The organism is Kitasatospora sp. NPDC032121, assembly GCF_055580145.1.
In genome coordinates, this window is the sequence record NZ_JBVILX010000004.1 from 50,578 (window position 1) to 74,893 (window position 24,316).

Consider the following 24,316-nt stretch of genomic DNA (forward strand, 5'->3'; position numbering starts at 1 on the left):
GAAGACCACACCATGACGGTTCTCAACCAGTCCCTGCACGCCCTCGACCCGGAGATCGCCGCCGCGGTCGACGCCGAGCTGCACCGCCAGCAGACCACCCTGGAGATGATCGCCTCCGAGAACTTCGCCCCGGTGGCGGTCATGGAGGCGCAGGGTTCGGTCCTCACCAACAAGTACGCGGAGGGCTACCCCGGCCGCCGCTACTACGGCGGCTGCGAGCACGTCGACGTGGTCGAGCAGATCGCGATCGACCGCATCAAGGCCCTGTTCGGCGCCGAGCACGCCAACGTCCAGCCGCACTCGGGCGCGCAGGCCAACGCCGCCGCGATGTTCGCGCTGATCCAGCCGGGCGACACCATCCTGGGCCTGAGCCTGGCCCACGGTGGCCACCTGACCCACGGCATGAAGATCAACTTCTCCGGCAAGCTCTACAACGTGGCCGCGTACCACGTGGACGAGAAGACCGGCCAGGTCGACATGGCCGAGGTCGAGCGCCTCGCCAAGGAGCACCAGCCGAAGCTGATCATCGCCGGCTGGTCGGCCTACCCGCGCCAGCTCGACTTCGCCGCGTTCCGCCGGATCGCCGACGAGGTCGGCGCGCTGCTCATGGTGGACATGGCGCACTTCGCCGGCCTGGTGGCCGCCGGGCTGCACCCGAACCCGGTGCCGTACGCGGACGTGGTCACCACCACCACCCACAAGACCCTGGGCGGCCCGCGCGGCGGCGTCATCCTGTCCAAGGCCGAGCTCGCCAAGAAGATCAACTCCGCGGTCTTCCCCGGCCAGCAGGGCGGCCCGCTGGAGCACGTGATCGCCGGCAAGGCGGTCGCCTTCAAGATCGCGGCCTCGGAGGAGTTCAAGGAGCGCCAGCAGCGCACCCTGGACGGCGCCCGCATCCTCGCCGAGCGCCTGCTCCAGGCCGACGTGGCCGAGGCCGGCGCCAGCGTGCTGTCCGGCGGCACCGACGTCCACCTGGTCCTGGTCGACCTGCGCAACAGCCAGCTCGACGGCCAGCAGGCCGAGGACCGGCTGCACGAGGTCGGCATCACCGTCAACCGCAACGCGATCCCGAACGACCCGCGCCCGCCGATGGTCACCTCGGGCCTGCGCATCGGCACCCCGGCCCTGGCCACCCGCGGCTTCCAGGCCGAGGACTTCCGCGAGGTCGCCGACATCATCGCCGAGGCGCTCAAGCCCGCCTTCGACGAGACCGTCGCCGCCGCCCTCAAGGCCCGGGTCACCGCCCTGGCCGACAAGTACCCGCTGTACCCCAACCTGGCCAACCAGGAGTAGTCCTTCCAGGGCCCGGTCGGGCTCAGGATCAGGTGACCGGCCTCACCCCGCCGGCGTACCTGGGGACCCCGGGGCACCGCGCACACTGGACAGTGCGTGCGGTGCCCCGTCCCGTGTCAGCCCTCCCCTGCCTGCAAGTCCTTCCACGAGACCAGACAAGGACGTCCCCCGTGGCCATCAGCGTCTTCGACCTCTTCTCCATCGGCATCGGCCCGTCGAGCTCCCACACCGTGGGCCCGATGCGCGCCGCCCGGATGTTCGCCCGCCGACTGCGCTCCGAGGGCCTGCTGGACGGGGTCACCGGCGTGCGCGCCGAACTGTACGGCTCGCTCGGCGCCACCGGCCACGGCCACGGCACCCCGAAGGCCGTCCTGCTGGGCCTGGAGGACGCCTCGCCCCGCACCGTCGACGTCGACCAGGCCGACAAGGACGTCGAGCGGATCATCGCCGAGAAGCGGATCAGCCTGCTCGGCGAGCACACCATCGACTTCGACCCGGACACCCAGCTGGTCCTGCACCGCCGCCGCTCGCTGCCGTACCACGCCAACGGCATGACCCTGTGGGCGTACGCGGCGGACGGCTCGACCCTGCTGGAGAAGACCTACTACTCGGTCGGCGGCGGCTTCGTGGTGGACGAGGACGCCATCGGCGCGGACCGGGTCAAGCCCGACGACACCGCGCTGCGCTACCCCTTCCGCACCGGTGAGGAGCTGCTGCGCCTCACCCGGGAGACCGGCCTGTCCATCTCCGGCCTGATGCTGGAGAACGAGAAGGCCTGGCGCAGCGAGGAGGAGATCCGCACCGGGCTGCTGGAGATCTGGTCCGTGATGCAGGAGTGCGTGCGGGCCGGCATGACCCGCGAGGGCATCCTGCCGGGCGGCCTGAAGGTCCGCCGCCGGGCGGCCGCCGCGGCGCGGACGCTGCGCGCCGAGGGCATCGGGCCGGCCAACGCGATGGAGTGGGTGACCCTCTACGCGATGGCGGTCAACGAGGAGAACGCCTCCGGCCGCCGGGTGGTCACCGCGCCGACCAACGGTGCCGCCGGGATCATCCCGGCCGTCCTGCACTACTACCTGAACTTCATCCCGGGCGCCGACGAGGACGGCATCGTCCGCTTCCTCCTCGCGGCCGGCGCCATCGGCATGCTCTTCAAGGAGAACGCCTCCATCTCCGGCGCCGAGGTCGGCTGCCAGGGCGAGGTCGGCTCCGCCTGCTCGATGGCCGCGGGCGGCCTCGCCGAGGTCCTCGGCGGCACCCCCGAGCAGGTCGAGAACGCCGCCGAGATCGGCATCGAGCACAACCTCGGCCTCACCTGCGACCCGGTCGGCGGCCTGGTCCAGATCCCCTGCATCGAGCGCAACGGCATGGCCTCGGTCAAGGCCGTCACCGCGGCCCGGATGGCGCTGCGCGGCGACGGGCGGCACCACGTCTCGCTGGACAAGGCGATCAAGACGATGAAGGAGACCGGCGCCGACATGAAGATCAAGTACAAGGAGACCTCGCGCGGCGGCCTCGCCGTGAACGTCATCGAGTGCTGATCGCGGCGGCCTGACGGCCCCCGGGCGGAGTTCCCCTCCACCCGGGGGCCTTCGCGTTTCCCCGGGCCTTCCCCGGCTCAGGACTCCCCTGGCTCGGGACTCCCCCGGCTCAGGCCGCGAACGGGCGGGCCCGGCGGGCGTCCCGCAACGCCTGGGCCCACCAGGTGAGTTGGTCGAGCATGGTCTTGGCGGCCGCGTCGGCGGCCGGGTCGACCGCCCTGCCGTCGGCGTCGAAGCACTGCGCGGCGCTGTGGAAGCTGACCGTGTTGCGGATCGTCGCGGCGTTCAACTCGGCCATCACCACGCGGAGTTGCTCGACAGCACGGAGGCCGCCGGACAGGCCGCCGTACGAGACGAAGCCGACCGGCTTGCCGTGCCACTGCCGGTTGTGCCAGTCGATGGCGTTCTTCAGCGGGGCCGGGAAGCTGTGGTTGTACTCGGGCGTGACGATCACGAACGCGTCGGCCGCCTCCAGCCGGGGCGACACGGCGGCCAGCAACTCGGCGTCGCCCGGCGCCGGTTCGCCGCCGAAGGACGGGAAGGTGACGGGCAGCGGGGTCTCCACCAGGTCGATCAGGTCGGCGGTCAGGTCGCCGCGCGCTTCGAGGTGGCCGAGCAGCCAGTCGGCGACCACCGGGCCGAAACGGCCCTCGCGGGTGCTGCCGACGAGGACGGCGACCTTCAGGTTCTGCTCCGTGGACATGGGGATCCCCCTCCGGGATGGGCACTGGGCACGGCGTATCCGTCGGATACAACGTACACATCGATGTGTACGCCGTCCACTGTGGATACGCCGTACACCGGAAGTGCTACGGTGAGAACGAACCCGGCCGGAAGGAGCCCGCCCCATGCCCGCCCAGCAGGCCCCCAGTGGTGACAGCGACAGAATCCAGGTCCCGCCCTGGGAGCGCCTGGCCCGCCCGGCCCCCGCGCCGCGCACCACCCTGACCCCGCACCGGATCGCCGAGACCGCGGTCGCCATCGCCGACGCCGAGGGCCTGGACGCCGTCACCATGCGCCGGCTGGCCGCCGAACTCGGCGTCGCCCCGATGGCCGCCTACCGGTACGTCTCCGGCAAGGACGAACTCATCGAGCTGATGGTCGACTTCGCCTACGGCCGGCTCCCCCTGGACGCCCCCGCCGAGGACTGGCGGGACACCATGCGCACCCTGGCCGTCCACCTGCGGGCCATGCACCTGGCCCACCCCTGGACCGTCCGGGCGGCCACCCCGTTCTCCCTCAGCCCCAACCAACTGGCCGTCCCCGAGCACGCGTTCGCCGCCCTCGCCGAGCACGGCCTGGACGCCGACACCACCATGGCGGTGTTCCGCACCGTCACCGGCTACGTCCACGGCTCGGTCACCACCGAAATCACCCTCGCGGCCCTGCGCCGCGAACGCGGCTGGTCCGACGGCGACCAGACCCGGGCCGGCCTGGCCCCCCGGATGAGCTGGCTGATGAACACCGGCCGCTACCCCCGCTACCAGCGCTACCTCCACGAGGCCACCCGCAAGGACGACCCCGACTGGCAGTTCGAGACCGGCCTCGACTGCGTCCTCGACGGCATCGCCGCCCACTTCGGCCTCTGACCGGCCGCGCCGCGCGGACCCCCTCGGCCGACGGGGGCGCTCCACGCCTCCCCCGACATGGTCGTCGAGCACCCGAGCGGCTGGTACAACGCCCCGACCGTTCCGGTGATCCTACGGAACCAGACCGACGACCACGCCCTCGTGCCCGACGGCCGGAACCGCACCGGCCACGTGATCGCGGTGGTCCCGCCCGGCGAGCAGACGACCCAGGAGTTCGGCGCCGGCGTGTTCGTCAAGTGACCGACACGGCACGGGAAGTCGGCCGGTCCGACTTCCCGTGCGGCGGCCGCGGCCGCTACCCGGCCTCCTGCTCGCCCGCGATGATCAGGCGGTAGCCGTAGTCCACGCTCTCCCGGTCGAGCAGGTCGGCGTACCGCCGGTGCCACTCCCCCGAGGCGAGGTCGGCCCGCAGCCGCTCGACCGCCGGCTCCACCACCTCCGGCGGCAGCGTCGCGAAGGTCGAACTGGCCTGCCGGACGGCCCGGTCGAGGTAGAGCTCGGGCCGCCGCCAGTAGGCGGCCTGGTAGCCGTCGGTGAAGTCGTGCGGGATGGGGAACGGCAGCACGGTGTGGGCACCCAGGGCCTCCACCACCTCGGCGAGCGGGGTGAAGCGGCCGTCCTCCAGCTCCCGGATCTCCGGCAGGTAGTCCTCCAGCAGCCACAGTTGCGGCCGGTGCGCCGGATCCCAGGTGAACACCACCTGCCGCCGCGCGACCCGCCTCAGCTCGGCGAGCCCCTGCTGTGGGTCCGGCCAGTGGTGGACGGTCAGCACGGCCATCGCCGTGTCGAACGCCCCGTCCGTGAAGGGGAGTTGCGAGGCCGATGCCTTGATCTTCCGCCGCCCGGGGTGCTGGTCGAGCATGACCTGCGACGGATCGACGGCCGTGACCTCGGCGCCCTCCGGCTCGTACGACCCCGCCCCCGCACCGACGTTGACCACCGTGCGCGCCCCCCGCAGCGCGGACCCGATCAACGCGTGCAGCCGTGGATCCGGCCGCCGGATCCGCCGGTACCCGACGCCGATGCGGTCATACGCCGCCGACCCGCTCTGCTCTTCCAGGTGTCCCATCCGGCCAGCCCAACAGACGGCGCCCCTGCCGACAACCGGTTCGCCCCGACGCGCGGGAAGTCGGCCGGGCCGACTTCCCGTGCGGGGCGGGCGGTTAGCGGCGGGCGGGGAGGGCGAGGAAGGCCAGGCCGCCGGCCAGGACGGCGAGGCCGCACCACGAGACGGCGGGGAGGCGCTCGCCGAGGGCGGCCACGCCGAGGACGGCGGCGACGGCCGGTTCGGCGAGGGTCAGGGTGGTGGCGGTCTGGGCGGTGGTGTGGCGCAGGCCGTGGCCGAACAGCCAGTACGCGAGGAAGGTGGTGACCACCGCGAGGTGCAGCACCACGCCCGCTCCGCGCGCCGAGGCGAGCCACGCCAGGTCACCGGTGAGCAGCACCGGCAGGACGATCAGCGCCCCGCCGGCGAACATCGCGCCCATCACCCCGCCCGAGGGGTGCCCGGCGTTGATCAGCCGTCCGCCGATCAGCGAGTAGACGGCGTACGAGAGCCCCGAGAGCGCCGCCAGCAGCACGCCCAGTGGGTCCACCGCCGTGCCGCCCCCGGCGAGTTCGGGGCCCAGCACGAGCACCGCGCAGCCGAGTACGGCGAGCGCCGTGGCCCCGGCCCACCGCCCGCCGGGCCGGCCCTGCCGGGCGAGCCAGCCGAGCAGTCCGGTGAACACCGGCGCGCTGCCGAGGGCGATCACGGTGGCGACGGCCACGCCGGTACGGCTCACCGCCGGGTAGAAGGTCAGCGGGTACCCGGCCACCGCGACGGCTCCTGCCGCGAGCAGCCACCGCTCGCGCGGCGCGCACACCCGGGGCAACTCCCGGGCGGTGCGGTCGGTGAGGAACAGCAGCAGTCCGCCGAGCACCAGCCCGGCGGCGCCGATCCCGGCCGCCGGGGCGCCGGAGGGCGCCAGCGAGCCGGCCGTGCCGGTGGTGCCCCAGAGGACGGCGGCGATCAGGATCGGCACCGCGCCACCGCGGGGGCGGGCGCGGCGAGGGGCTTTGGGAGCGGAGGGAACGGTACGGGCAGGGGAGGACAAGCGATTCGGCACAGTCGTGAACTTCCGTCGTCGAAGACCGTCAGGAGAGGGGTTCCGAGAACGGGCGCACGCCATCGGCCCACGGCGGCCGCCATCGGGCCGTGCCGGGGTCGCAGGGGATCAAGCCACCGAAGCGCGCGCCCGATCAGGCGCTGAGCGGTGGCAGCACGACGTGCCAGTACAGGTTCACGGGCCCGATGCTATCCGCCTGCACGAGAAGTCGACAGAGCCGACTTCCCGCGCAGGCGCCCCACCCGCCTCCGGGGGGTCGCCCCGCCCCTCCCGGGGGCGCGTTGCCGCTCGCGCACACCCGTTGGCGGCCTCCCGTTCGGCTTTCCCCCGTGGCGGACCGTCAACGAATCCCTACGCTGAGTGTCGGCCCATCGGCTCACCGGAAGGACCCGCTCATGCGCCGCTCCCGCCTCGTGCTGCCCATGGTGCTGGCCGTCGTGGTCGGCTCCGGCCTGGTCGCCGCCGATGTGGCGCAGGAGGAACCGTACCTGTCCGTGAGTCTGCCGGTGCTCCGCGATCCGGACGCCCAGCAGCTGCTCCACCGCATGACGGACCCGGTGCAGGACTGGGTGGAGTCCGGGGATCCGGCGGCGGCCGGCTACGCGGGGACGGTGATCGACGCGTCCGACCGGCACGCCGACGTCTACTGGAAGGGCGCGGCCCCGGCCACGGTCCGCTCCCTGCTCGACGCGAACACCCGGCCCGGCTACACCGTCGACGTCCACCGGAGCCCGTACTCCCGCGCGGAGATGCGCGCCGCGATCGACCGTTTCACCGCCGCCGTGGCCCGCGACGCCTGGACGTCGATCGGCCCCCAGGAGGACGGCGCCGCCATCGCGATCACGTACGCGCCGGCGGCGGCGAAGCGGCTCACCGGCGGTGACGCGGACGCGCAGGCGTACTCCTCACGGGCCGCCGAGATCGCCGGGATGCCGGTGACGGCCAGCGTCGAGGGAACCCCGGTGGCGCTGTCCGGCAACCGGCACTCCGACAGCGCGCCGTACTACGCGGGGGCCGAGGTGAGCACGGCGAAGGCGTCGTTCTGCTCGACGGCGTTCAGCGGCTGGAAGGGCGGGACGAAGGTGGTACTGACCGCCGCGCACTGCGGCGGCGGCCGGTACTACAACGGCACCGGCGGCTACATCGGCGACCTGTCCTCGGTCGGCGACGGCCTGGACGTCGGCATGATCGCGGTCAACGGCAGCGGCGGCGGCCGGTTCTACGACGGCGCCTGGTCGGACAACGGCGGCTCGTCCCGGCACACGTACGGGGCCGGGCGGAACAACGTCGGGGACCTGGTCTGCCTGAGCGGCGCCCAGTCGGGGTGGAAGTGCGACGTGCAGATCAAGCGGGTCGACGTGGAGACGACGAACGACGAGGGCACGAAGATCAGGCCGGTGGACGTCGCCGAGTCGAAGGGCGGCGACCGCCGGGCGATCGCCGCGCAGGGCGACAGCGGCGGCCCGGCGGTGGCGAACCCGTCCGGCCCGAACGGCGACATGGAGGCCCGCGGCGTGATCGTGGCGGCGAGGTCCGAGGTCGGCTGCCCGGCCGGATCCACGGCGCACCCGGCCAAGTGCTACTCGCAGGTGCTGTACGTGCCGATGACGCCGGTGGTCAACCAGATGGGCTTCTCACTGTCCTGACCCGGGGGCCCTTCACTGCTCGAGCCGGACTCGGAACTCCAGCGGGGGTTCTTCGAACTCATCGGCGTCACCGTGCTCTATCCGTACCTCCGCGAGTCGCCGCACAGCACCGCGGCGAAGCTCGGAGTCGACACCCCGATGCTCTCGCTGCGCAACCCCTGGGCGGCGGCCCGGCACGTGCGGCTCCCTGGATCATGAATATTCACAGGCATCAGCGTGAACCTATGCGGAATCCAAAGGTGAACTAGGTAACACACCTTGCATTCCAAGTCATCCGGTTTGCCCGCATGCTGAGATCCGTGCGATAGTCGGAGCAACCCAACGGCGGGCGACACAGCACGCCGCCCTGGGCCGATGACTTCGGCGGGCCCGACCTGGCACTGCCGACGCCCATCGCGCGGCACGCACCCCCTTGGCCGGCGCGATGACTTGCAGGGGCCCCCATCCGCCGGACCACGGCGAATCCGGGGGCCCTGCGTGTTTCCCGGGGAATGCACGGAACAGCGGTTCACCCGCCCTCAGGGCCGCTCGCGCACCTTCAGCTCGAACCAGACGCCCTTGCCGCGCGGCAGCAGGTCCGCTCCCCAGCGGTCGGCGAGGTCGTCGACGATCCTCAGCCCCCGCCCGCGCTCGTTCACCGGCTTGGACTCGGCGAGGATCATGCACGGCAGCGCCCGCGAGGAGTCCCGGACCTCGATCCGCAGCCACCCGGGCTTGCGGCTGACGTGCAGGCCGATGGTGCGCCCGGCCGCGTGCCGGACCGCGTTGCCGACCAGCTCGCTGGTGAGCAACTCCCCGGCCTCCAGGTGCTGGTGGAGCTCCCACGACTCCAGGACGGAGAGCACCAGCCTGCGGGCCACCGGGCCCGACTCCGGCCGGGACGGCAGCCGTACCTCGTTGGGGGCCGACGGGTCACGGAGTCTGCCGGAGTACAGCTCCTCCAGCTCCTCGGAGGTGAGCCGCTCCAGTGCCGAGAGCCCACCGCCCCGGACGTCGATCCAGGATGCCTCGGCCACCACTCCGACCCCGGGAACCACTGACTGATCTGCTTCGCCCCAACCCGCCATGCGGACCATCATTGCGGAACGCAAGCAGCCGCGTACGGACAATGAGCAAACGATCACGTCGCGTCGGCATATGCCGGATGCAAGAAAGGGTCGACCCGGGCCGAATTCCGTCAATCCCGGGTTGACCCCTCCCCCACCTCAGCGACCGGTCACCAGGTGCTCCACGGCGCGTTCCAGCCGCTCAGCCCGTTCGACGGGTCGAGCGTCTCCTTCCTCGTCGAGTTCTTCACGACCATCACGTCGCCGACCAGCGAGCCGTCGTAGAACTTGCCCATCGAAGTGTTGGCGCCGCCGCCCTGGACGTCCTTGAGGCCCACGCAGCCGTGGCTGACGTTGTCCTCGCCGAAGGTGCTGCTACTGCTCCAGTAGTTGCCGTGCACGTACGTGCCGGAGTCGGTGAGCCGCATCGAGTGCGGGACCTGGAGGTCGTACGGCGCACCGGTCATGCCGGGCAGGGTGCTGGACTGCATCCGCACCACGCCCTCCTTGGACATGACCACCATCGTCCCGTTCCAGGTGGGGTGTTCGGGCGCGCCGGCGCTGATGTCGATCTCGCTCGTCTGACCTGCCGATACGACCGTCATCTTGTGCGTCGCGGCGTCAACCGTCGAAATCTGGGACCGCCCGATCGTGAAGGGCTCGTCCCGGTCCCCGCCGTACACCCCGGGGGCGATCTCGACGCTCTTGAGGCGGTAGTGCACGACCACCTTCGTCCCGGGCGTCCAGTACTGCTCCGGGCGGAAGTCCAGCCGGCGGTCGCCGAACCAGTGGCCCTTCACCACGGTGCCGTTGCTGGTCTCGAAGCTGATGCCCCGGGCGACCTCGTCCTTGTTCGCGACGTCCTTGCTGAAGTTCACCGAGACGATCATGCCGACGCCGTACGTCGCGTCGTTGTCCACGTTGTCCGAGGCCTTGGCGAGCGCCGTCGGGGTCAGTGTGGAGAAGTCGCTGTCCGCCGTGGCGACCGCGCCGTCGGCGTCCGCGGCCATCGCGCTGACCTGGTAGGCGGTGCCCACCTCCAGGCCGGCCGTGGGCGTCCAGGAGGAGCCGTCGGCGGAGATGGTGCCGGGGACCTCCTTGCCCGCCTTGTCGTTCACCTTGACGGTGGTGAGCTTGCCCCCGGTCGCGCCGATCTTCAGCGCGTTCGGCGCCACGTCCACCGAGCCCGGCTTGGGCTCGATGCTCACGGCCGCCTTGGAGACCTTCGGCACCGTGCCGGTGGACGCCGCCGCGCTGGGCGCCGCCGCGGGCTTGGCACCGGCCGCACCCGCCCCCAGGTCGGCCTTGGCCGCGCCGCCCGCCGTGCTCCCACCGCCCCCGCCGCAGGCGGCCGTCAGCGCCATCGCGCCGCCGACCAGACCGACCGCCACCACTCTGCGTATCGACCTCAACGTCGATCCTCCCTCAGAACCCCGTGATCCCCGTGAATCCGGCGGACCCGAACGTCACACGCTCCGGGCCATCGGAAAGGTTGCGCCATTCGTGGGGCTCGTCGCCCCGGAAACCGCGGCGGCCCGACCCCAACGGGTGAGGATCGGGCCGCACGACGGCGAACTCGCCGGAAGGCCCGGAACAGCCGGGCCCGCTACCGGGAAGGGCCTACCAGGCGGCCCAGTCCACGTTCCAGCCGCCCAGCCCGTTGGAGGGCGAGACGGTCTTCTCCTTGGTGTTCACGACCTTGATCGGGTCGCCGACCATCGAGTCGTTGAAGAACTTGCCGGCGACGGAGGAGTCGCTGCCGCCCTTCACGTCCTGCATCGACACGCAGCCGTGGCTCGCGTTGGTCTTGCCGAACGGGCTGGCCCAGTAGTTGCCGTGCACGAAGGTGCCGGAGGTGGTCAGCCGCATCGCGTGCGGGACGTCCTTGATGTCGTACTCGCCACCGAGACCGACGGTCTGCGAGTTCATCCGGGTGACCTTCTCCTTGGACATGACCACCATCGTCCCGCCCCAGGACGGCGTGGCGTCCGCGCCCAGGGTGACCGGCACGGTGGTGCTCTGGCCGTCCCGCTCGATGGTCATCTGGTGCGACTTGGCGTCCGCCGTGGAGACCATCGACCGGCCGATGGTGAACGGCTCGTCCTTGTCCACGTCGCCGTAGATGCCGGGGGCGACCTCGACGTTCTTCAGCCGGTACTTGACGGTCACCTTGGTGCCCGGCGCCCAGTACTTCTCGGGACGGAAGTCCACCCGGCGGTCGCCGAACCAGTGGCCCTTCACCACGGTGCCGTTGCTGGACTCGATCGTGATGCCCTTGAGGACGGCGTCCTTGTTCTTGACGTCCTTGTTGAAGTTCACCGAGACGATCATGCCGACGCCGTAGGTGGCGCCGTCGCTGATGTTGTCGTTGGTGGAGACCTTCTTCTCCGGCGTCAGCGTGGTGAAGGTGGTGGTGGACGCGGCCACCAGCCCCTCCGCGTCCTTGGCCTGCGCGTTCACCTTGTACGCCATGCCGACGGCGAGCGCCCCCGTGGGCTTCCAGCCGGCGCCGTCCGGGGTGATCGCACCCTCGACCGGCTTGCCGTCCTTGTCGGTCACCTCGACCGTGCTGAGCTTGCCGTTGGAGACGGCCACCTCCAGCCCGTTCGGCGCGACGTCCTGGGCGCCGTCGGCCGGCTGGACGGCGAGCACCGCGGCCGAGGGCTTCGGCGTCGCCGAGCCACCGCCCGCGTCCGCCGCCGGCGCGGAGGCCGCGTTGCCGCCGCCGGAACCCCCCGAGCCGCCGCCCTTGTCGTCGTTGCAGGCAGCCGTCAGCAGCAGCACCCCACCCATGACCAGCGCCATCGCACTCCTGCGCCCGTAGCGGTTGGTGGTGCGTATCGCTGCGCCGACCGTCTTACCCGTCTTCACGGTTTCTCCCCTCCCGGTATCCACTCACTTGACGCGTTGAGTGCCCCCATGAGTTGCACCGTCCGGCCGATCTTTCCGGCCGGATCCCGGACGCGCCGGAGCAGGATAGCTAAGCCGTCCGAGTGAAACCTGAGAGGAGTCGGGTTGACGAGAGGTGAAGGTTCGGAGGAGGCCTACGGAACCGGCCGCAGCGCGCTCCCGGCCACCCACTGGTCCCACGGCACGTTCCAGCCGTTGAGCCCGTTCTGCGGCGGCACGAAGTCCCCGGAGGAGGCCTTCACCTCCAGCACGTCCCCCGGGACGGTGTGCTCGAACAACCAGCCCGCCGGCGAGTCCTTGCTCGCCCCGCCCTTGGCGTCGGCCAGCCCGATGCAGCCGTGGCTGGTGTTGGCGGTGCCGAACACCCCGGGATCCGCCCAGTAGTTGCCGTGCACGAAGGTGCCGGAGGTGGTCAGCCGCATCGCGTGCGGGACGTCCTGGATGTCGTACTCGTCGCCCATGCCGACGGTCTGCGAGTTCATCCGGGTCACCTTGTACTTCTCCGACACCACCATCACCCCCCGGTAGGTGGAGTGGTCGGGGCTGCCGCCGGAGATCTTCAGCACCCGGACCACCTGGCCGCCCCGGCCCGCCCGGACGGTCATCGTGTGGGCGTCCAGGTCGACGGTGGAGACCTGCGCCCGGCCGACGGTGAAGTGCAGGTCCCGGCTCTGCGTCCCGAACGCCCCCGGCGCCCCCTGCACGTCCTTGAGCCGCAACGCCACCGTCACCCGGGTGCCCGCCGCCCAGTACTGCTGCGGACGGAAGTCCAGCCGCTGCCCGTCGAACCAGTGCGCGGCCACCGGCACCGGCGGGTCCGCGACGACCTGGACGGCCTTCTCCACCGCCGCCCGGTCGGTGATCGGACGGCTGAAGCGCAGCGAGACCGGCATGCCCACGCCGACCGTGGAGCCGTCCTCCGGGGTGAAGAACGCCGCGAAGGTGTGCGCCCGCGCGACGGTCGTGAACGCCGAGTGCCAGGCCGCCCTGCGCCCCTGGTCGTCCTCCGCGACGGAGTCCAGCGTGAACGCCGTCCCGAGCGGCAACGGCCCGTCCGGCACCCACCCGCCGCCGTCGGCCGCGATCGTCCCCGGCACCTCGGTGCCCTTGCCGTCCGCCAGCCGCACGGACACCAGCCGCCCCTGCGTCACCCCCACCCGGACGGCGCCCTCCGGCTGCACGTCCTGCGCCCCGTCGGCCGGCTGCACGGCGAGCACCGCCCGGGACGGCACCGGCGGCACCGCCCGCGCACCGCCCTCGGCCGCGTCCCCCTCCGACACCCTCACCGGACCGCCACAACCCGCCAGGACGACCAGACAGCAGACCACCGCCGCCACGCCCCGCGCCCACACCCGTCCTCGGCGCCGCATCCCGGGGCCCCTCCCACTGTTCACAACCGACGCCCGGAACAACGATGGCCCTCGACACGGGGACACGCCGATCACCCGGAATCCCCCGACCCACGGAAACCCCCACCGCTTCTGCCGGCAGCAATCCGGGAAAGAGAAGGTGAATGGACCCGGAACACCCCGCCCAGGAAGGCCACCGCCATGGCGTCGGCACCGCACCTGAACCCCGGCAACTGGCAACCCCTGGGCGCCCGCCTCCACACCGACCACCGAGGCCGCCGGGGCACCGACTTCGCCCTCTGGGCCGCCGGCGCCGAAGCCGTGGAGCTCTGCCTGTTCGACGAGGAGGGCCACGAGACCCGCCACCCCCTCACCGAGCAGGACGCCCAGGTCTGGCACGGCTTCCTCCCCGGCGTGCTCCCGGGCACCCGCTACGGCTTCCGCGTGCACGGCCGCTGGGACCCGTGGACCGGCGCCCGCTGGAACCCCGCCAAGCTGCTGCTCGACCCGTACGCCCGCGCCGTCGACGGCTGTTACACCTCCCACGACGCCGCCTGCGCCGCCGTCCGCAACTGGCCCGAGGCGGACGTCGCCGACACCGTCCGGGACAACCGCGACTCCGCGCCGTACGTCCCGAGATCGGTGGTCGTCCACGACGACGAACGCCACGAGGACGGCGACCGCCCGAACACCCCCTGGTCCGAGACGGTCCTCTACGAGCTCCACGTGCGCGGCTTCACCATGCGCCACCCGGAGGTCCCCCCGCACCTGCGCGGCACCTACGCCGGCCTCGCCCACCCCGCCGCCCTCGCCCACCTCACCCGCCTCGGCGTGACGGCCGTCGAGCTGCTGCCCGTGCACCAGTACGCCAGCGAGGACCACCTCCAGGCCCGGGGGCTCGTCAACTACTGGGGCTACAACACGATCGGCTACTTCGCCCCGCACGCCGGCTACTCCGCCTCCGGCTCCCGCGGCGGCCAGGTCGGCGAGTTCAGGCGGATGGTCCGCGCCCTGCACGCCGCCGGGATCGAGGTGATCCTCGACGTGGTGTTCAACCACACCGCCGAAGGCGGCGCCCTCGGCCCGTCACTCTCACTGCGCGGCATCGACAACGCCGCCTACTACCGCCTCCCGCCGAACCACCCGCGCGGCTACGCCGACTACACCGGCTGCGGCAACACCCTGGACACCCGCCGCCCGCAGGTGGTCCGGCTGATCACCGACTCGCTGCGCTACTGGGTCACCGAGATGGGCGTGGACGGCTTCCGCTTCGACCTCGCCGCCGCCCTGGCCCGCGGCGGCCCGAGCGGCGGCGACGCCGTCGACATGGACCACCCCTTCCTCACCGCCGTCTCCCAGGACCCTCTGCTCGGCCGGGTGAAGCTGATCGCCGAGCCCTGGGACGTCGGCCCGGGCGGCTACCAGCTCGGCGGCTTCCCCCCGCTGTGGGCCGAGTGGAACGACCGCTACCGCGACACCGTACGGGACTTCTGGCGCGGCGCCCGCCCGGACGTGCGCGAGCTCGGCTACCGCCTCTCCGGCTCCTCCGACCTCTACCAGCGGGCCGGCCGCCGCCCGTACGCCTCCGTCAACTACGTGACGGCGCACGACGGTTTCACCCTGCGCGACCTGGTCTCCTACGACCGCAAGCACAACGGGGCCAACGGCGAGGACAACCGCGACGGCACCGACGACAACCGCTCCTGGAACCACGGCGCCGAGGGCGAGACGACCGACCCCGCGGTCAACGCGCTGCGGCTGCGCCAACTGCGCAACCTGACCGCCACCCTGCTGCTCTCCGCCGGCGTCCCGATGCTCACCGCCGGGGACGAACTGGGCCGCACCCAGGGCGGCAACAACAACGCCTACTGCCAGGACAACGAGGTCGGCTGGCTGGACTGGTCACTGCTGGAGCAGCCCGGCTGGCAGGAGCTGTGCGCGTTCACCGCCCGGCTGGTCCGGCTGCGCCGGGCCCACCCGGTGCTGCGCCGGCGGGCGTTCTTCTCCGGCCGGGCCACCACCCCGGGCGGCCGGCCCGACCTCACCTGGTTCACCCCGCGCGGCACCGAGATGACCGAGGCCGACTGGTTCGCACCGACCGCCTGCCTCGGCATGCTGCTCTCCGGCACCGCGCTGCCCGAACGGGACGAGGACGGGCCGGCACCCGGCGACGACAGCTTCCTGCTGATGCTCAACGCGGGCCACGAACCGGTGGTGTTCACCCTGCCCGGCGAACCCTGGGCGGCGCCGGCGGCCCCGTACGAGAGCGTGGTCGACACCGCGGACCCGGGCCCGGGCGGCACCGTCGCTCCGGGCGGCACCGTCGTCCTGGGCGGGCGCTCGCTGCGCCTGCTCCGCTCCCCCGCCCAGGAGACGTAGGCATCAGCTGCCGGCGTGCCCGACCTCGACGTTCTCCAGCACACCGATCGCGTCCGGCACCAGCACCGCCGCCGAGTAGTAGGTGCTGACCAGGTACGAGGCGATCGCCTTCTCGTCGATGCCCATGAACCGGACGTTCAGACCCGGCTCCACCTCGTCCGGGATGCCGACCTGGGTGAGGCCGACCACGCCCTGGTTGTCCTCGCCGACGCGCATCGCGATGAACGCGCTGGTCTGCTGGCCGGACACCGGGATCTTGTTGCACGGGAAGATCGGCACCCCGCGCCAGGTCGGCCGGTGCTTGCCGAGGACGTCGACCGTGGACGGGTAGACGCCGGCCCGGTTGCACTCCCGCTCGAAGGCCGCGATCGCCCGCGGGTGGGCGAACAGGAAGTCGGTGTCACGGCGCATGCTCAGCAGCTCGTCCAGGTCGTCCGGGGTGGGCGCCCCGGTGCGGGTCTGGATCCGCTGGTCGAAGTCGGCGTTGCTGAGCAGCCCGAACTCCGGGTTGTTGATGATCTCGTGCTCCTGCCGCTCCCGCAGGGCCTCGATGGTCAGCCGCAGCTGCTCCTCGGTCTGGTTCATCGGCTTGTTGTAGAGGTCCGCGACCCGGGTGTGTACCTTGAGGACGGTCTGCGCGACGCTCAGCTCGTACTCGCGCGGCGTCAACTCGTAGTCCACGAAGGCGCCGGGCAGCTCGTACTCGCCCCGGTGGCCGGCCGAGAGGTCGATCCTCGCCTCGCCGTGCTCGTTCTGCGCCTGCGCGGCGTCGGCGGCGAAGCCCAGCAGCTGCTCGCGCAGCGACTCGGAGCGGCCGACCAGCTCCTGGAGCACCGGCCAGGACAGCGCCATCGCGACCCCGGAGGTGCTCGCCCGCACGGTGTACGGCCAGGTGCCGCCGCCCTCGGTGATCGCCTCGTCGCCGAGGTGGTCGCCGTCGGCGAGCGAGCCCAGCACGGTCTGCTCGCCGTACTTGCCGGTGCCGATCCGGTCCACCTTGCCGTGCGCGATCAGGAACACCTCGTCGATCGGCGCCCCCTCCTGCACCAGCACGTCGCCCTGCGCGAAGTCCCGCTGCACGAACCGGCGGGCCAGCTCGTCGAGCACCTCCTCGTCCTCGAAGCCGCGCAGCGCCGGCATCTCGGCCAGCGAGGGAGCGATCACCGTCACCGCGGAGCCGGTCTTGGCAAAGCTCACCCGGCCCTGCCCGGGGGCGTAGCTCAGCCGCCGGTTGACCCGGTAGGTGCCCGCGCTGACCTGCACCCACGGCAGCATCTTCAGCAGCCAGCGGGAGGTGATCTCCTGCATCTGCGGCTTCGACTTGGTCGTCGTCGCCAGGTTCCGCGCCGCGGTCGTGCTGAGGCTGAGCTGGGCCCGTACCCGCACGGTTGCGGAACCGTGACCGGGGGTGGGCTCGGTTTCGACCGTCATCCGCGCACTCCTGTCGCCTGCGTGTTCATGAGCATCCGTCAGGAGATGTAATCGGCCGACGAGCAGGCGCTCGCAAGACGCGCGCGGCGCACTCGCCCCCGCACGAACGGATGCGCGCGCCCCATGTTCGCGCCCGCACCACCCGTTCGGGTGGCCGGTTCTCGCCTGACGTCACCGACAGGGGCGAAAAACCGGATGAGAAGTGACGGTCTCTCTGCCTACCCTCACCGCGATGGCCGAGAACAGACAAGACCCCGACGACCCGACCCCGGCAACCCCCCGAACCGACACGGACACCGCGAGAACCGCGGCCGGCCCGGCCGGGACCGCACCGCGCCACTCCACGGTCCGCTCCCTGCTCCGCCTGTGGCCGTACGCCCGCGCCGTCCGCGGCCGGCTGGCCGTCTCGGTGACGGCCGCCTCGCTCGGCATGCTGAGCACCCTCGCCGTCCCGGTGGTCCTCGGCCTGATCGTGGACGGCCCGCTCGCCGAGCACGACCTGGCCGGCCTCTGGCCGCTGGTCGGCCTGCTGGTGGTCCTCGGCCTGGTCGAGTCCGCGCTGTTCTTCACCCGCCGGGTGGTGCTGGCCCGCCCGCTGGCCGGGCTGGAGACGGCCATGCGCGGGGACCTCTTCGCCAAGCTCCAGCGGCTGCCGGTCTCCTTCCACGACCGCTGGGGCTCCGGCCAGCTGCTCTCCCGGGCCACCGCCGACATGTACACCATGCGGCTGTTCCTGGCCTTCCCGCTGGTCTTCCTGGTCGTCAACTCGGTGATGTTCCTGGCCGGCACGGTGGTGATGTTCACCCAGGACTGGCGGCTCGCACTGATCGCCCTCGTCCCCGCCGTCCCGCTGTTCGTGCTCACCCGACGGTTCGAGGCCCACTACTCCGACGTCTCCCGGCTCGCCCAGGACCAGAACGGGGACCTCGCCACCGTGGTCGAGGAGTCCGTCCTCGGCATCCGCATCCTCAAGGCCTTCGGCCGCCACCGCTCGATGGCCGAGCGCTTCCGCGCCCAGTCCCAGGAGCTGCGCGGCACCGAACTGCGCAAGGCGCACCTGCTCGCCAACCTCTGGGCGGTCATCGTCGGCCTGCCGGAGATCGCGCTCGGCTGCGCCCTCGCCGTCGGCGCCTACCTGGTGGCCCACGACGAACTGAGCGCCGGCACCCTGGTCGCCTTCCTCTCCACCGCGCTCGCGCTGCGCTGGCCGGTCGAGTCGCTCGGCTGGCTGCTCGCCTACGCCAACGAGGCGGCCACCGCCACCGACCGCTTCTTCGAGGTGCTGGACGAGCCCGAAAGCCCCGACCCCGGCACCGCGACCGAACTCGCCGCCCCGGACGGCATCCGCTTCACCGGCGTCCGCTTCCGCTACCCCGACGCCCCCGAGGACGGCCCCGACCTGCTGGCCGGCATCGACCTGCACGTCCGCAGCGGCGAGACCATGGCCCTGGTCGGCGCCACCGGCAGCGGCAAGACCACGCTCACCGCGCTGCTCCCCCGGCTGTACGAGGCCACCGCCGGCACCATCACCCTGGACGGCCGGGACATCCGCGAACTGCCCCGGCAGCGGCTGCGAGAACTCGTCGCCGTCGCCTTCGAGGAGCCCACCCTGTTCTCCGCCACCGTCCGGGAGAACGTCCTGATGGGCGCCCCCGGCGCCGGTGAGGAGCAGCTGCGCACCGCCCTCGCCACCGCCCAGGCCGGCTTCGTCGAGAAGCTCCCGCAGGGCCCGGACACCGAGGTCGGCGAGCAGGGCCTGAGCCTGTCCGGCGGCCAGCGCCAGCGCCTCGCGCTGGCCCGCGCGGTGGTCGGCGACCCGGCCTTCCTGGTGCTGGACGACCCGCTCTCCGCGCTGGACGTGCACACCGAGGCGCTGGTCGAACGGGCACTGCGCGAGGTCCTCGGCACCACCACCGCCCTGGTGGTCGCCCACCGCCCCAGCACCGTGCTGCTCGCCGACCGGGTCGCGGTGCTGGCGGACGGCCGGATCGTGGCCGTCGGCACCCACCAGGAGCTGCTGCGCGACTGCGCGCACTACCGAGAACTGATGTCGGGCGAGGCCGCCCCGGTGCCCGAACGGAGCAGCGCATGACCACCACCGCCGAACCCCTGCAGGCCGGGCCCGCCGAGCCGCCCGAGGAGGAGCTGCCCCCGCCGCCCGCCGACGAGGAGGACATCCCCGTCCCGCCGGGCGCGCCCCGGGCGCTGCTGCGCTCGCTGCTCGGCCCGCACCGGGCCCGGATCGCCGTCGCGATGGTGGTGATCCTGGTCCAGCAGGCCGCGCTCCAGTCCGGCCCGCTGCTGGTCGCGGTGGCGATGGACCGCGGCATCCCGGCGCTGCGCGAACACGACTCCGGCCCGCTGATCGCGGTGGTCGCCGCCTACCTGTTCTGCGCGCTGCTCAGCCCGGTGCTGCAGTGGGCGTTCATCAAGATCAGCGCCCGGGTCAACCAGGACATCGTGCTGGAGCTGCGCGGCCGGATCTTCCGGCACGCCCAGCGGCTCGGCCTGGACTTCCACGAGCGCTACACCTCGGGCCGGATCATCTCCCGCGCCACCAGCGACATCGACGCGCTGCGCGAGCTGCTCTCCGAGGGCCTGCAGGAGCTGCTGACGGTCTTCCTGTCGGTCTGCTACATCTCGGTGCTGCTGCTGGTGCTGGACTGGCAGCTCGGCCTGGTCTCGCTGGCGGCCTTCCTGCCGCTGGCCCTGATCGCCCGCTCCTTCCGACGCCGCTCGCGCCGGGTCTACCGGCGCTCGCGCACCTCGGCGGCCTCACTGATCGTCCGCTTCACCGAGACCATGAACGGCATCCGCCCGGTGCAGGCCTTCCGCCGGGAGAAGGCCAACGACGCCGCCTTCGCCGTGGTCAACAAGCAGTCCGCCACCGCGACGGCGGACGGCCTGCTGGAGATCGCCCGCTACGTCGGCCTCTCCCGCGCCACCGCCAACCTGTGGACCGCCGGCGTGGTGCTGCTCGGCGCGTACCTGGTCGTGGACGACGCGCTGGAGCTGGGCGTGCTCACCGCCTTCGCGCTCTACCTGCGCCGGCTCTTCGACCCGATCGACCAGCTGGCGATGTTCCTCAACAGCTACCAGTCGGCCGCCGCGGCCCTGGAGAAGATCTCCGGCCTGCTCGCCCACGAGCCGACCGTCGCCGAGCCGGCCGAGCCCACCGGGCTGCCCGAGTCCTCCGGCAAGGGCCGCGCCGTCTCCTTCGAGGGCACCCGCTTCGCCTACCGGACGGGCAAGGAGGTGCTGCCGGTCTTCGACCTGCTGATCCCGGCCGGGCAGACGGTCGCGGTGGTCGGCGCGACCGGCGCGGGCAAGTCGACGGTCGCCAAGCTGCTGGCCCGCTTCTACGACCCGACCGACGGCCGGATCCGGCTGGACGGCGTGGACCTGCGCGAGCTGGCCACTCCCGAGCTGCGGCGCGGGGTGGTGATGGTGACCCAGGAGTCCTTCCTGTTCTCCGGCACCGTCGCCGAGAACATCGCGATCGGCCGCCCCGGCGCCACCCGCGAGGAGGTCGAGCAGGCCGCCCGCGACATCGGCGCGTACGAGTTCATCGCCGCCCTGCCGGACGGCTTCGACACCGACGTGCGCAAGCGCGGCGGCCGGATCTCGGCCGGCCAGCGCCAGCTGGTGGCCTTCGCCCGCGCCCTGCTGGCCGACCCCGCGGTGCTGATCCTGGACGAGGCGACCAGCTCGCTGGACGTCCCCGGGGAGCAGGCCGTGCAGCGGGCGATGCGCACCGTGCTGGCCGGCCGGACGGCCGTGATCATCGCCCACCGGCTCTCCACCGTGGAGATCGCCGACCGTGTCCTGGTGATGGATCAGGGCCGGATCGTGGAGGATGGCTCCCCACGGGAGCTGATCGACGGCTCCGGCCGTTTCGCCGCCCTCCACCGGGCCTGGCGGGACAGCCTGGTCTAGGGTCAGCCCGGGCCCGGCTCCAGGGCCCCACGAATGTGCCCGTCCGGGTGCGCCGTCACGCACCCGGCCGGGCCACCCCACTTCCCGAACAGGAGTACGGGCGCGGCCGTCCGCGCGGTTCACGACCGGACGGCCGCCCTCCGCCCGCGCGGACGGACGGGTGGAGGCCGTCCGGGGGACGGCCCCGGGCTCAGCGCAGCAGCCCGGCGTCCATCCCGGCCGACTCGGCCGGCAGGGCGACCAGCCCCAGCTCGGCCGGCGAGGCCAGCCGCGGATGCGCGGGCAGCACCCGGACGGTGTAGCCGAACGGGCCCGTCCGACACAGCTCCAGCGAGCCCTCGTAGCGGGTGCGGCCGTCCAGGTCGGGCCCGCCGACCGGCTTGAGGGCGAGCAGGCAGGCCTCCGAGATCCGGTCCCGCTCGTCCACCCGGCCGGAGACCACCTGCACCTCGACGTCGCCCGGCTCCAGCGTCCCGAGCGCGACCTGCACCCGCAGCGCCAGCGAGCTGCCCAGCTCCTGCGCCTCGGCCGGGCAGTCCGCCTCCACGTGCTCGACCCGGACGGCCGGCCACGCCTCCCGGACCTTCGCCTTCCAGGCCGCCAGCTCGCGCGCGCCCGTGAACCGGCCGCCCGCCTGCTGCCCCGCCAGCTCCCGCTGGGCCTGCGCCGCCGGCGCGTACAGCCGTTCGACGTACTCCCGGACCATCCGGCCGGCCAGCACCTTGGGCCCGAGGGTGACGAGGGTGTGCCGGACCATGGCGATCCACTGCTGCGGCAGCCCGTCCGCGTCCCGGTCGTAGAAGCGGGCGGCGACCTGGTTCTCGATCAGGTCGTAGAGCGCGGCCGCCTCGATGTCGTCGCGCCGCTCGGCCTCGCCGCTGTCCGGGTCGAGCGCCCCGCCGCTCTCGTCGGCGGTGGGGATCGCCCAGCCGTTGCGGCCGTCGTACCACTCGTCCCACCAGCCGTCCAGGACGGACAGGTTGAGGCAGCCGTTGAGCGCGGCCTTCATCCCGGAGGTGCCGCAGGCCTCCAGCGGGCGCAGCGGGTTGTTCAGCCAGACGTCGCAGCCCGGGTAGAGGCGCTGGGCCATCGCCATGTCGTAGTCCGGCAGGAAGACGATCCGGTGCCGCACCGCCGGGTCGTCGGCGAAGGCGACCATCTGCTGGATCAGCCGCTTGCCGCCGTCGTCGGCCGGGTGGGCCTTGCCGGCCACCACGATCTGCACCGGCCGGGTGGGGTGCAGCAGCAGGGCCCGCAGCCGCTCCTGGTCGCGCAGCATCAGGGTGAGCCGCTTGTACGAGGGCACCCGGCGGGCGAAGCCGATGGTGAGCACGTCGGGATCGAGCACCGAGGAGACCCAGCCGAGCTCGGCCTCGCCGGCCCCGCGCCGGCGCCAGGAGGCGCGCAGCCGGCGGCGGGCCTCCTCCACCAGCTGGGCCCGCAGGGTGCGCCGCAGCTCCCAGACCTCGGTGTTGCCGATCCTCTCCAGGCCGGTCCAGCGCTTGGTCTCGCCGGTGGTCATCGCCTCCTCGGTACGCTCGGCGCCGATCTCGGCGGCGCCGAGCCGCACCACCGCCGGGTCGATCCAGGTGGCGGCGTGCACGCCGTTGGTGACCGAGGTGATCGGCACCTCGGCGGGGTCGAAGCCGGGCCACAGGCCGTTGAACATCGAGCGGCTGACCTCGCCGTGCAGGGTGGAGACCCCGTTGGCGCGCTGGGCCAGCCGCAGGCCCATGGCGGCCATGTTGAAGAGCTTCGGGTCCCCGTCGGACCAGCTCTCCGCGCCGAGCGCGAGCACCTGGTCGACCGGCACGCCCGGGAGCGCGGCGTCGCCGCCGAAGTGGCGGGCGACCAGCTCGCGGTCGAAGCGGTCGATGCCGGCCGGGACGGGCGTGTGGGTGGTGAAGAGGGTGCCGGCCCGGACGGCCTCCAGGGCGGCGGCGAAGTCGAGGCCGGTGCGGTCGTCGGCGATCAGTTCGCGGATGCGTTCCACGCCGAGGAAGCCGGCGTGGCCCTCGTTGGTGTGGAAGACGTCGGGGGCGGGGTGGCCGGTGAGCCGGCAGTAGGCGCGCACGGCCCGGACGCCGCCGATGCCGAGCAGCATCTCCTGGAGCAGCCGGTGCTCGCTGCCGCCGCCGTACAGCCGGTCGGTGATCTCCCGCTCGGCCGGCGAGTTGGCCTCGATGTCGGAGTCGAGCAGCAGCAGCGGGACCCGCCCGACCTGGGCCTTCCAGATGTGGGCCGCCAGGGTGCGGCCGCCGGGCAGGGCGAGGTCGACCCGGCTCGGGGTGCCGTCGGCCTCGCGTAGCAGGCTGACCGCGAGTTCGTCCGGATCGAGCAGCGGATAGCGCTCCTGCTGCCAGCCGTCCCGACTGAGGGACTGGCGGAAGTAGCCGTGCCGGTAGAACAGGCCGACTCCGACGACCGGCACGCCGAGGTCGCTGGCGGCCTTGAGGTGGTCGCCGGCCAGGATGCCGAGCCCGCCGGAGTACTGGGGCAGCGCGGCGGCGATGCCGTACTCGGGCGAGAAGTAGGCGATCGCGGCGGGCAGCGGGGCGGCCTCGGAGTGCTGCCGGTTCTGGTACCAGCGGGGGCCGGTGAGGTACTCGCGCAGGTCGTCGGCGAGGTCGCCGAGTCTGCGCAGGAAGCGCCGGTCGGTGGCGAGCGCGGCCAGCCGGGCGGCCGGGACCTCCCCGAGCAGCCGTACCGGGTCCTCGCCGGTCGCGGCCCAGACCTCCGGGTCCACGGACCGGAAGAGGTCCCTGGTCTCGGGGTGCCAGGACCAGCGCAGGTTGAGGGCCAGCTCGTGCAACGGCTGGAGTTGTTCGGGCAGGACGGTGCGGACGGTGAATCTGCGGATTGCCTTCACGGCGTGAAGCGTAGCCTCGGCGGTCGGCCCGACAGCGCGTCAAGTGGGCTATTGGGCATCCGTTCGGGCTATTGATGAGATCGCATTCGGCGCATTGGTCTGCACGGGGGGCGCGCGAGGCGCACATTTCGGGGGCCCGCGCTACCAATACGTGAACTCTTCGGTACGGTTCCATTTCCGACCACTCATCCGGCCGGGAGAAGGCCCGAAACTACTGTCGTA

The 24,316-nt window shown here is 72.5% G+C and carries 18 protein-coding genes; 9 read left to right on the top strand and 9 right to left on the bottom strand.

Features of this window, described 5'->3' with window-relative positions; all coding sequences use genetic code 11:
- Positions 1-12 precede the first annotated feature (12 nt).
- Both glyA and ACZ5OX_RS14280 read left to right on the top strand, forming a co-directional pair.
- Positions 13-1,293 carry a serine hydroxymethyltransferase gene (gene glyA / locus ACZ5OX_RS14275; RefSeq protein ID WP_449791747.1) on the top strand — a complete coding sequence of 427 codons (1,281 nt, stop codon included), beginning with the start codon at positions 13-15 and terminating at the stop codon, positions 1,291-1,293.
- A 170-nt stretch (positions 1,294-1,463) separates the two neighbouring features.
- Positions 1,464-2,831, top strand: a complete 1,368-nt coding sequence (locus ACZ5OX_RS14280) for an L-serine ammonia-lyase (RefSeq protein ID WP_465630162.1) — start codon at positions 1,464-1,466, stop codon at positions 2,829-2,831.
- Positions 2,832-2,940: 109 nt separating this feature from the next.
- On the opposite strand, the gene ACZ5OX_RS14285 is transcribed toward ACZ5OX_RS14280, so the two are convergent.
- Positions 2,941-3,534 carry an NADPH-dependent FMN reductase gene (locus ACZ5OX_RS14285; protein WP_465630163.1) on the bottom strand — a complete coding sequence of 198 codons (594 nt, stop codon included), beginning with the start codon at positions 3,532-3,534 and terminating at the stop codon, positions 2,941-2,943.
- Between the two features lie 145 nt (positions 3,535-3,679).
- Here ACZ5OX_RS14285 and ACZ5OX_RS14290 point away from each other — a divergent pair, with 145 nt between their 5' ends.
- Together ACZ5OX_RS14290 and ACZ5OX_RS14295 are read left to right on the top strand one after the other, a co-directional pair.
- Complete coding sequence (locus tag ACZ5OX_RS14290; RefSeq protein WP_465630164.1) at positions 3,680-4,420, top strand: TetR/AcrR family transcriptional regulator; 741 nt, start codon at positions 3,680-3,682, stop codon at positions 4,418-4,420.
- A gap of 57 nt (positions 4,421-4,477) precedes the next feature.
- Complete coding sequence (locus ACZ5OX_RS14295) at positions 4,478-4,660, top strand: hypothetical protein (RefSeq protein ID WP_465630165.1); 183 nt, start codon at positions 4,478-4,480, stop codon at positions 4,658-4,660.
- A gap of 55 nt (positions 4,661-4,715) precedes the next feature.
- Here ACZ5OX_RS14295 and ACZ5OX_RS14300 read toward each other — a convergent pair whose 3' ends face one another.
- Together ACZ5OX_RS14300 and ACZ5OX_RS14305 are read right to left on the bottom strand one after the other, a co-directional pair.
- Positions 4,716-5,489, bottom strand: a complete 774-nt coding sequence (locus ACZ5OX_RS14300; RefSeq protein WP_465630166.1) for a class I SAM-dependent methyltransferase — start codon at positions 5,487-5,489, stop codon at positions 4,716-4,718.
- 94 nt (positions 5,490-5,583) lie between these two features.
- On the bottom strand, positions 5,584-6,444 hold the full coding sequence (locus tag ACZ5OX_RS14305) for a DMT family transporter (RefSeq protein WP_465630167.1): 861 nt from the start codon (positions 6,442-6,444) through the stop codon (positions 5,584-5,586).
- 479 nt (positions 6,445-6,923) lie between these two features.
- Between ACZ5OX_RS14305 and ACZ5OX_RS14310 the strand changes: the two genes are divergently transcribed.
- Together ACZ5OX_RS14310 and ACZ5OX_RS14315 are read left to right on the top strand one after the other, a co-directional pair.
- On the top strand, positions 6,924-8,174 hold the full coding sequence (locus ACZ5OX_RS14310) for a chymotrypsin family serine protease (RefSeq protein ID WP_465630168.1): 1,251 nt from the start codon (positions 6,924-6,926) through the stop codon (positions 8,172-8,174).
- A 72-nt stretch (positions 8,175-8,246) separates the two neighbouring features.
- A complete protein-coding gene (locus ACZ5OX_RS14315; protein ID WP_465630169.1) occupies positions 8,247-8,372 on the top strand; it encodes a hypothetical protein in 126 nt (41 codons plus the stop codon).
- Between the two features lie 320 nt (positions 8,373-8,692).
- Here ACZ5OX_RS14315 and ACZ5OX_RS14320 read toward each other — a convergent pair whose 3' ends face one another.
- From ACZ5OX_RS14320 to ACZ5OX_RS14335, 4 genes are all read right to left on the bottom strand, one after another.
- Positions 8,693-9,190: an ATP-binding protein gene (locus ACZ5OX_RS14320; RefSeq protein WP_465630170.1), complete on the bottom strand. Its 498-nt coding sequence runs from the start codon at positions 9,188-9,190 to the stop codon at positions 8,693-8,695.
- 200 nt (positions 9,191-9,390) lie between these two features.
- Positions 9,391-10,632 (bottom strand): L,D-transpeptidase, encoded by a 1,242-nt coding sequence (locus ACZ5OX_RS14325; protein WP_465630171.1) that lies wholly within the window; start codon positions 10,630-10,632, stop codon positions 9,391-9,393.
- Between the two features lie 208 nt (positions 10,633-10,840).
- Positions 10,841-12,091 carry a L,D-transpeptidase gene (locus ACZ5OX_RS14330; protein WP_449791734.1) on the bottom strand — a complete coding sequence of 417 codons (1,251 nt, stop codon included), beginning with the start codon at positions 12,089-12,091 and terminating at the stop codon, positions 10,841-10,843.
- Positions 12,092-12,264: 173 nt separating this feature from the next.
- Complete coding sequence (locus tag ACZ5OX_RS14335; RefSeq protein WP_465630172.1) at positions 12,265-13,500, bottom strand: L,D-transpeptidase; 1,236 nt, start codon at positions 13,498-13,500, stop codon at positions 12,265-12,267.
- Between the two features lie 180 nt (positions 13,501-13,680).
- Here ACZ5OX_RS14335 and glgX point away from each other — a divergent pair, with 180 nt between their 5' ends.
- Positions 13,681-15,858, top strand: a complete 2,178-nt coding sequence (glgX, locus tag ACZ5OX_RS14340) for a glycogen debranching protein GlgX (RefSeq protein WP_465630173.1) — start codon at positions 13,681-13,683, stop codon at positions 15,856-15,858.
- Positions 15,859-15,861: 3 nt separating this feature from the next.
- On the opposite strand, the gene ACZ5OX_RS14345 is transcribed toward glgX, so the two are convergent.
- The gene (locus ACZ5OX_RS14345; protein ID WP_465630174.1) at positions 15,862-17,289 is read right to left on the bottom strand and encodes a family 2B encapsulin nanocompartment shell protein; all 1,428 of its coding nucleotides are present in this window, start codon (positions 17,287-17,289) and stop codon (positions 15,862-15,864) included.
- 232 nt (positions 17,290-17,521) lie between these two features.
- Between ACZ5OX_RS14345 and ACZ5OX_RS14350 the strand changes: the two genes are divergently transcribed.
- Together ACZ5OX_RS14350 and ACZ5OX_RS14355 are read left to right on the top strand one after the other, a co-directional pair.
- A complete protein-coding gene (locus ACZ5OX_RS14350; RefSeq protein WP_465630175.1) occupies positions 17,522-19,381 on the top strand; it encodes an ABC transporter ATP-binding protein in 1,860 nt (619 codons plus the stop codon).
- Positions 19,378-21,225 (top strand): ABC transporter ATP-binding protein, encoded by a 1,848-nt coding sequence (locus ACZ5OX_RS14355; RefSeq protein WP_465630176.1) that lies wholly within the window; start codon positions 19,378-19,380, stop codon positions 21,223-21,225. Before ACZ5OX_RS14350 ends, ACZ5OX_RS14355 begins: the two co-directional genes overlap by 4 nt.
- A 190-nt stretch (positions 21,226-21,415) precedes the next feature.
- Here the strand turns inward: ACZ5OX_RS14355 and glgP are convergent, their stop codons facing one another.
- The gene (gene glgP, locus ACZ5OX_RS14360; RefSeq protein ID WP_465630177.1) at positions 21,416-24,094 is read right to left on the bottom strand and encodes an alpha-glucan family phosphorylase; all 2,679 of its coding nucleotides are present in this window, start codon (positions 24,092-24,094) and stop codon (positions 21,416-21,418) included.
- Positions 24,095-24,316: the final 222 nt, after the last annotated feature.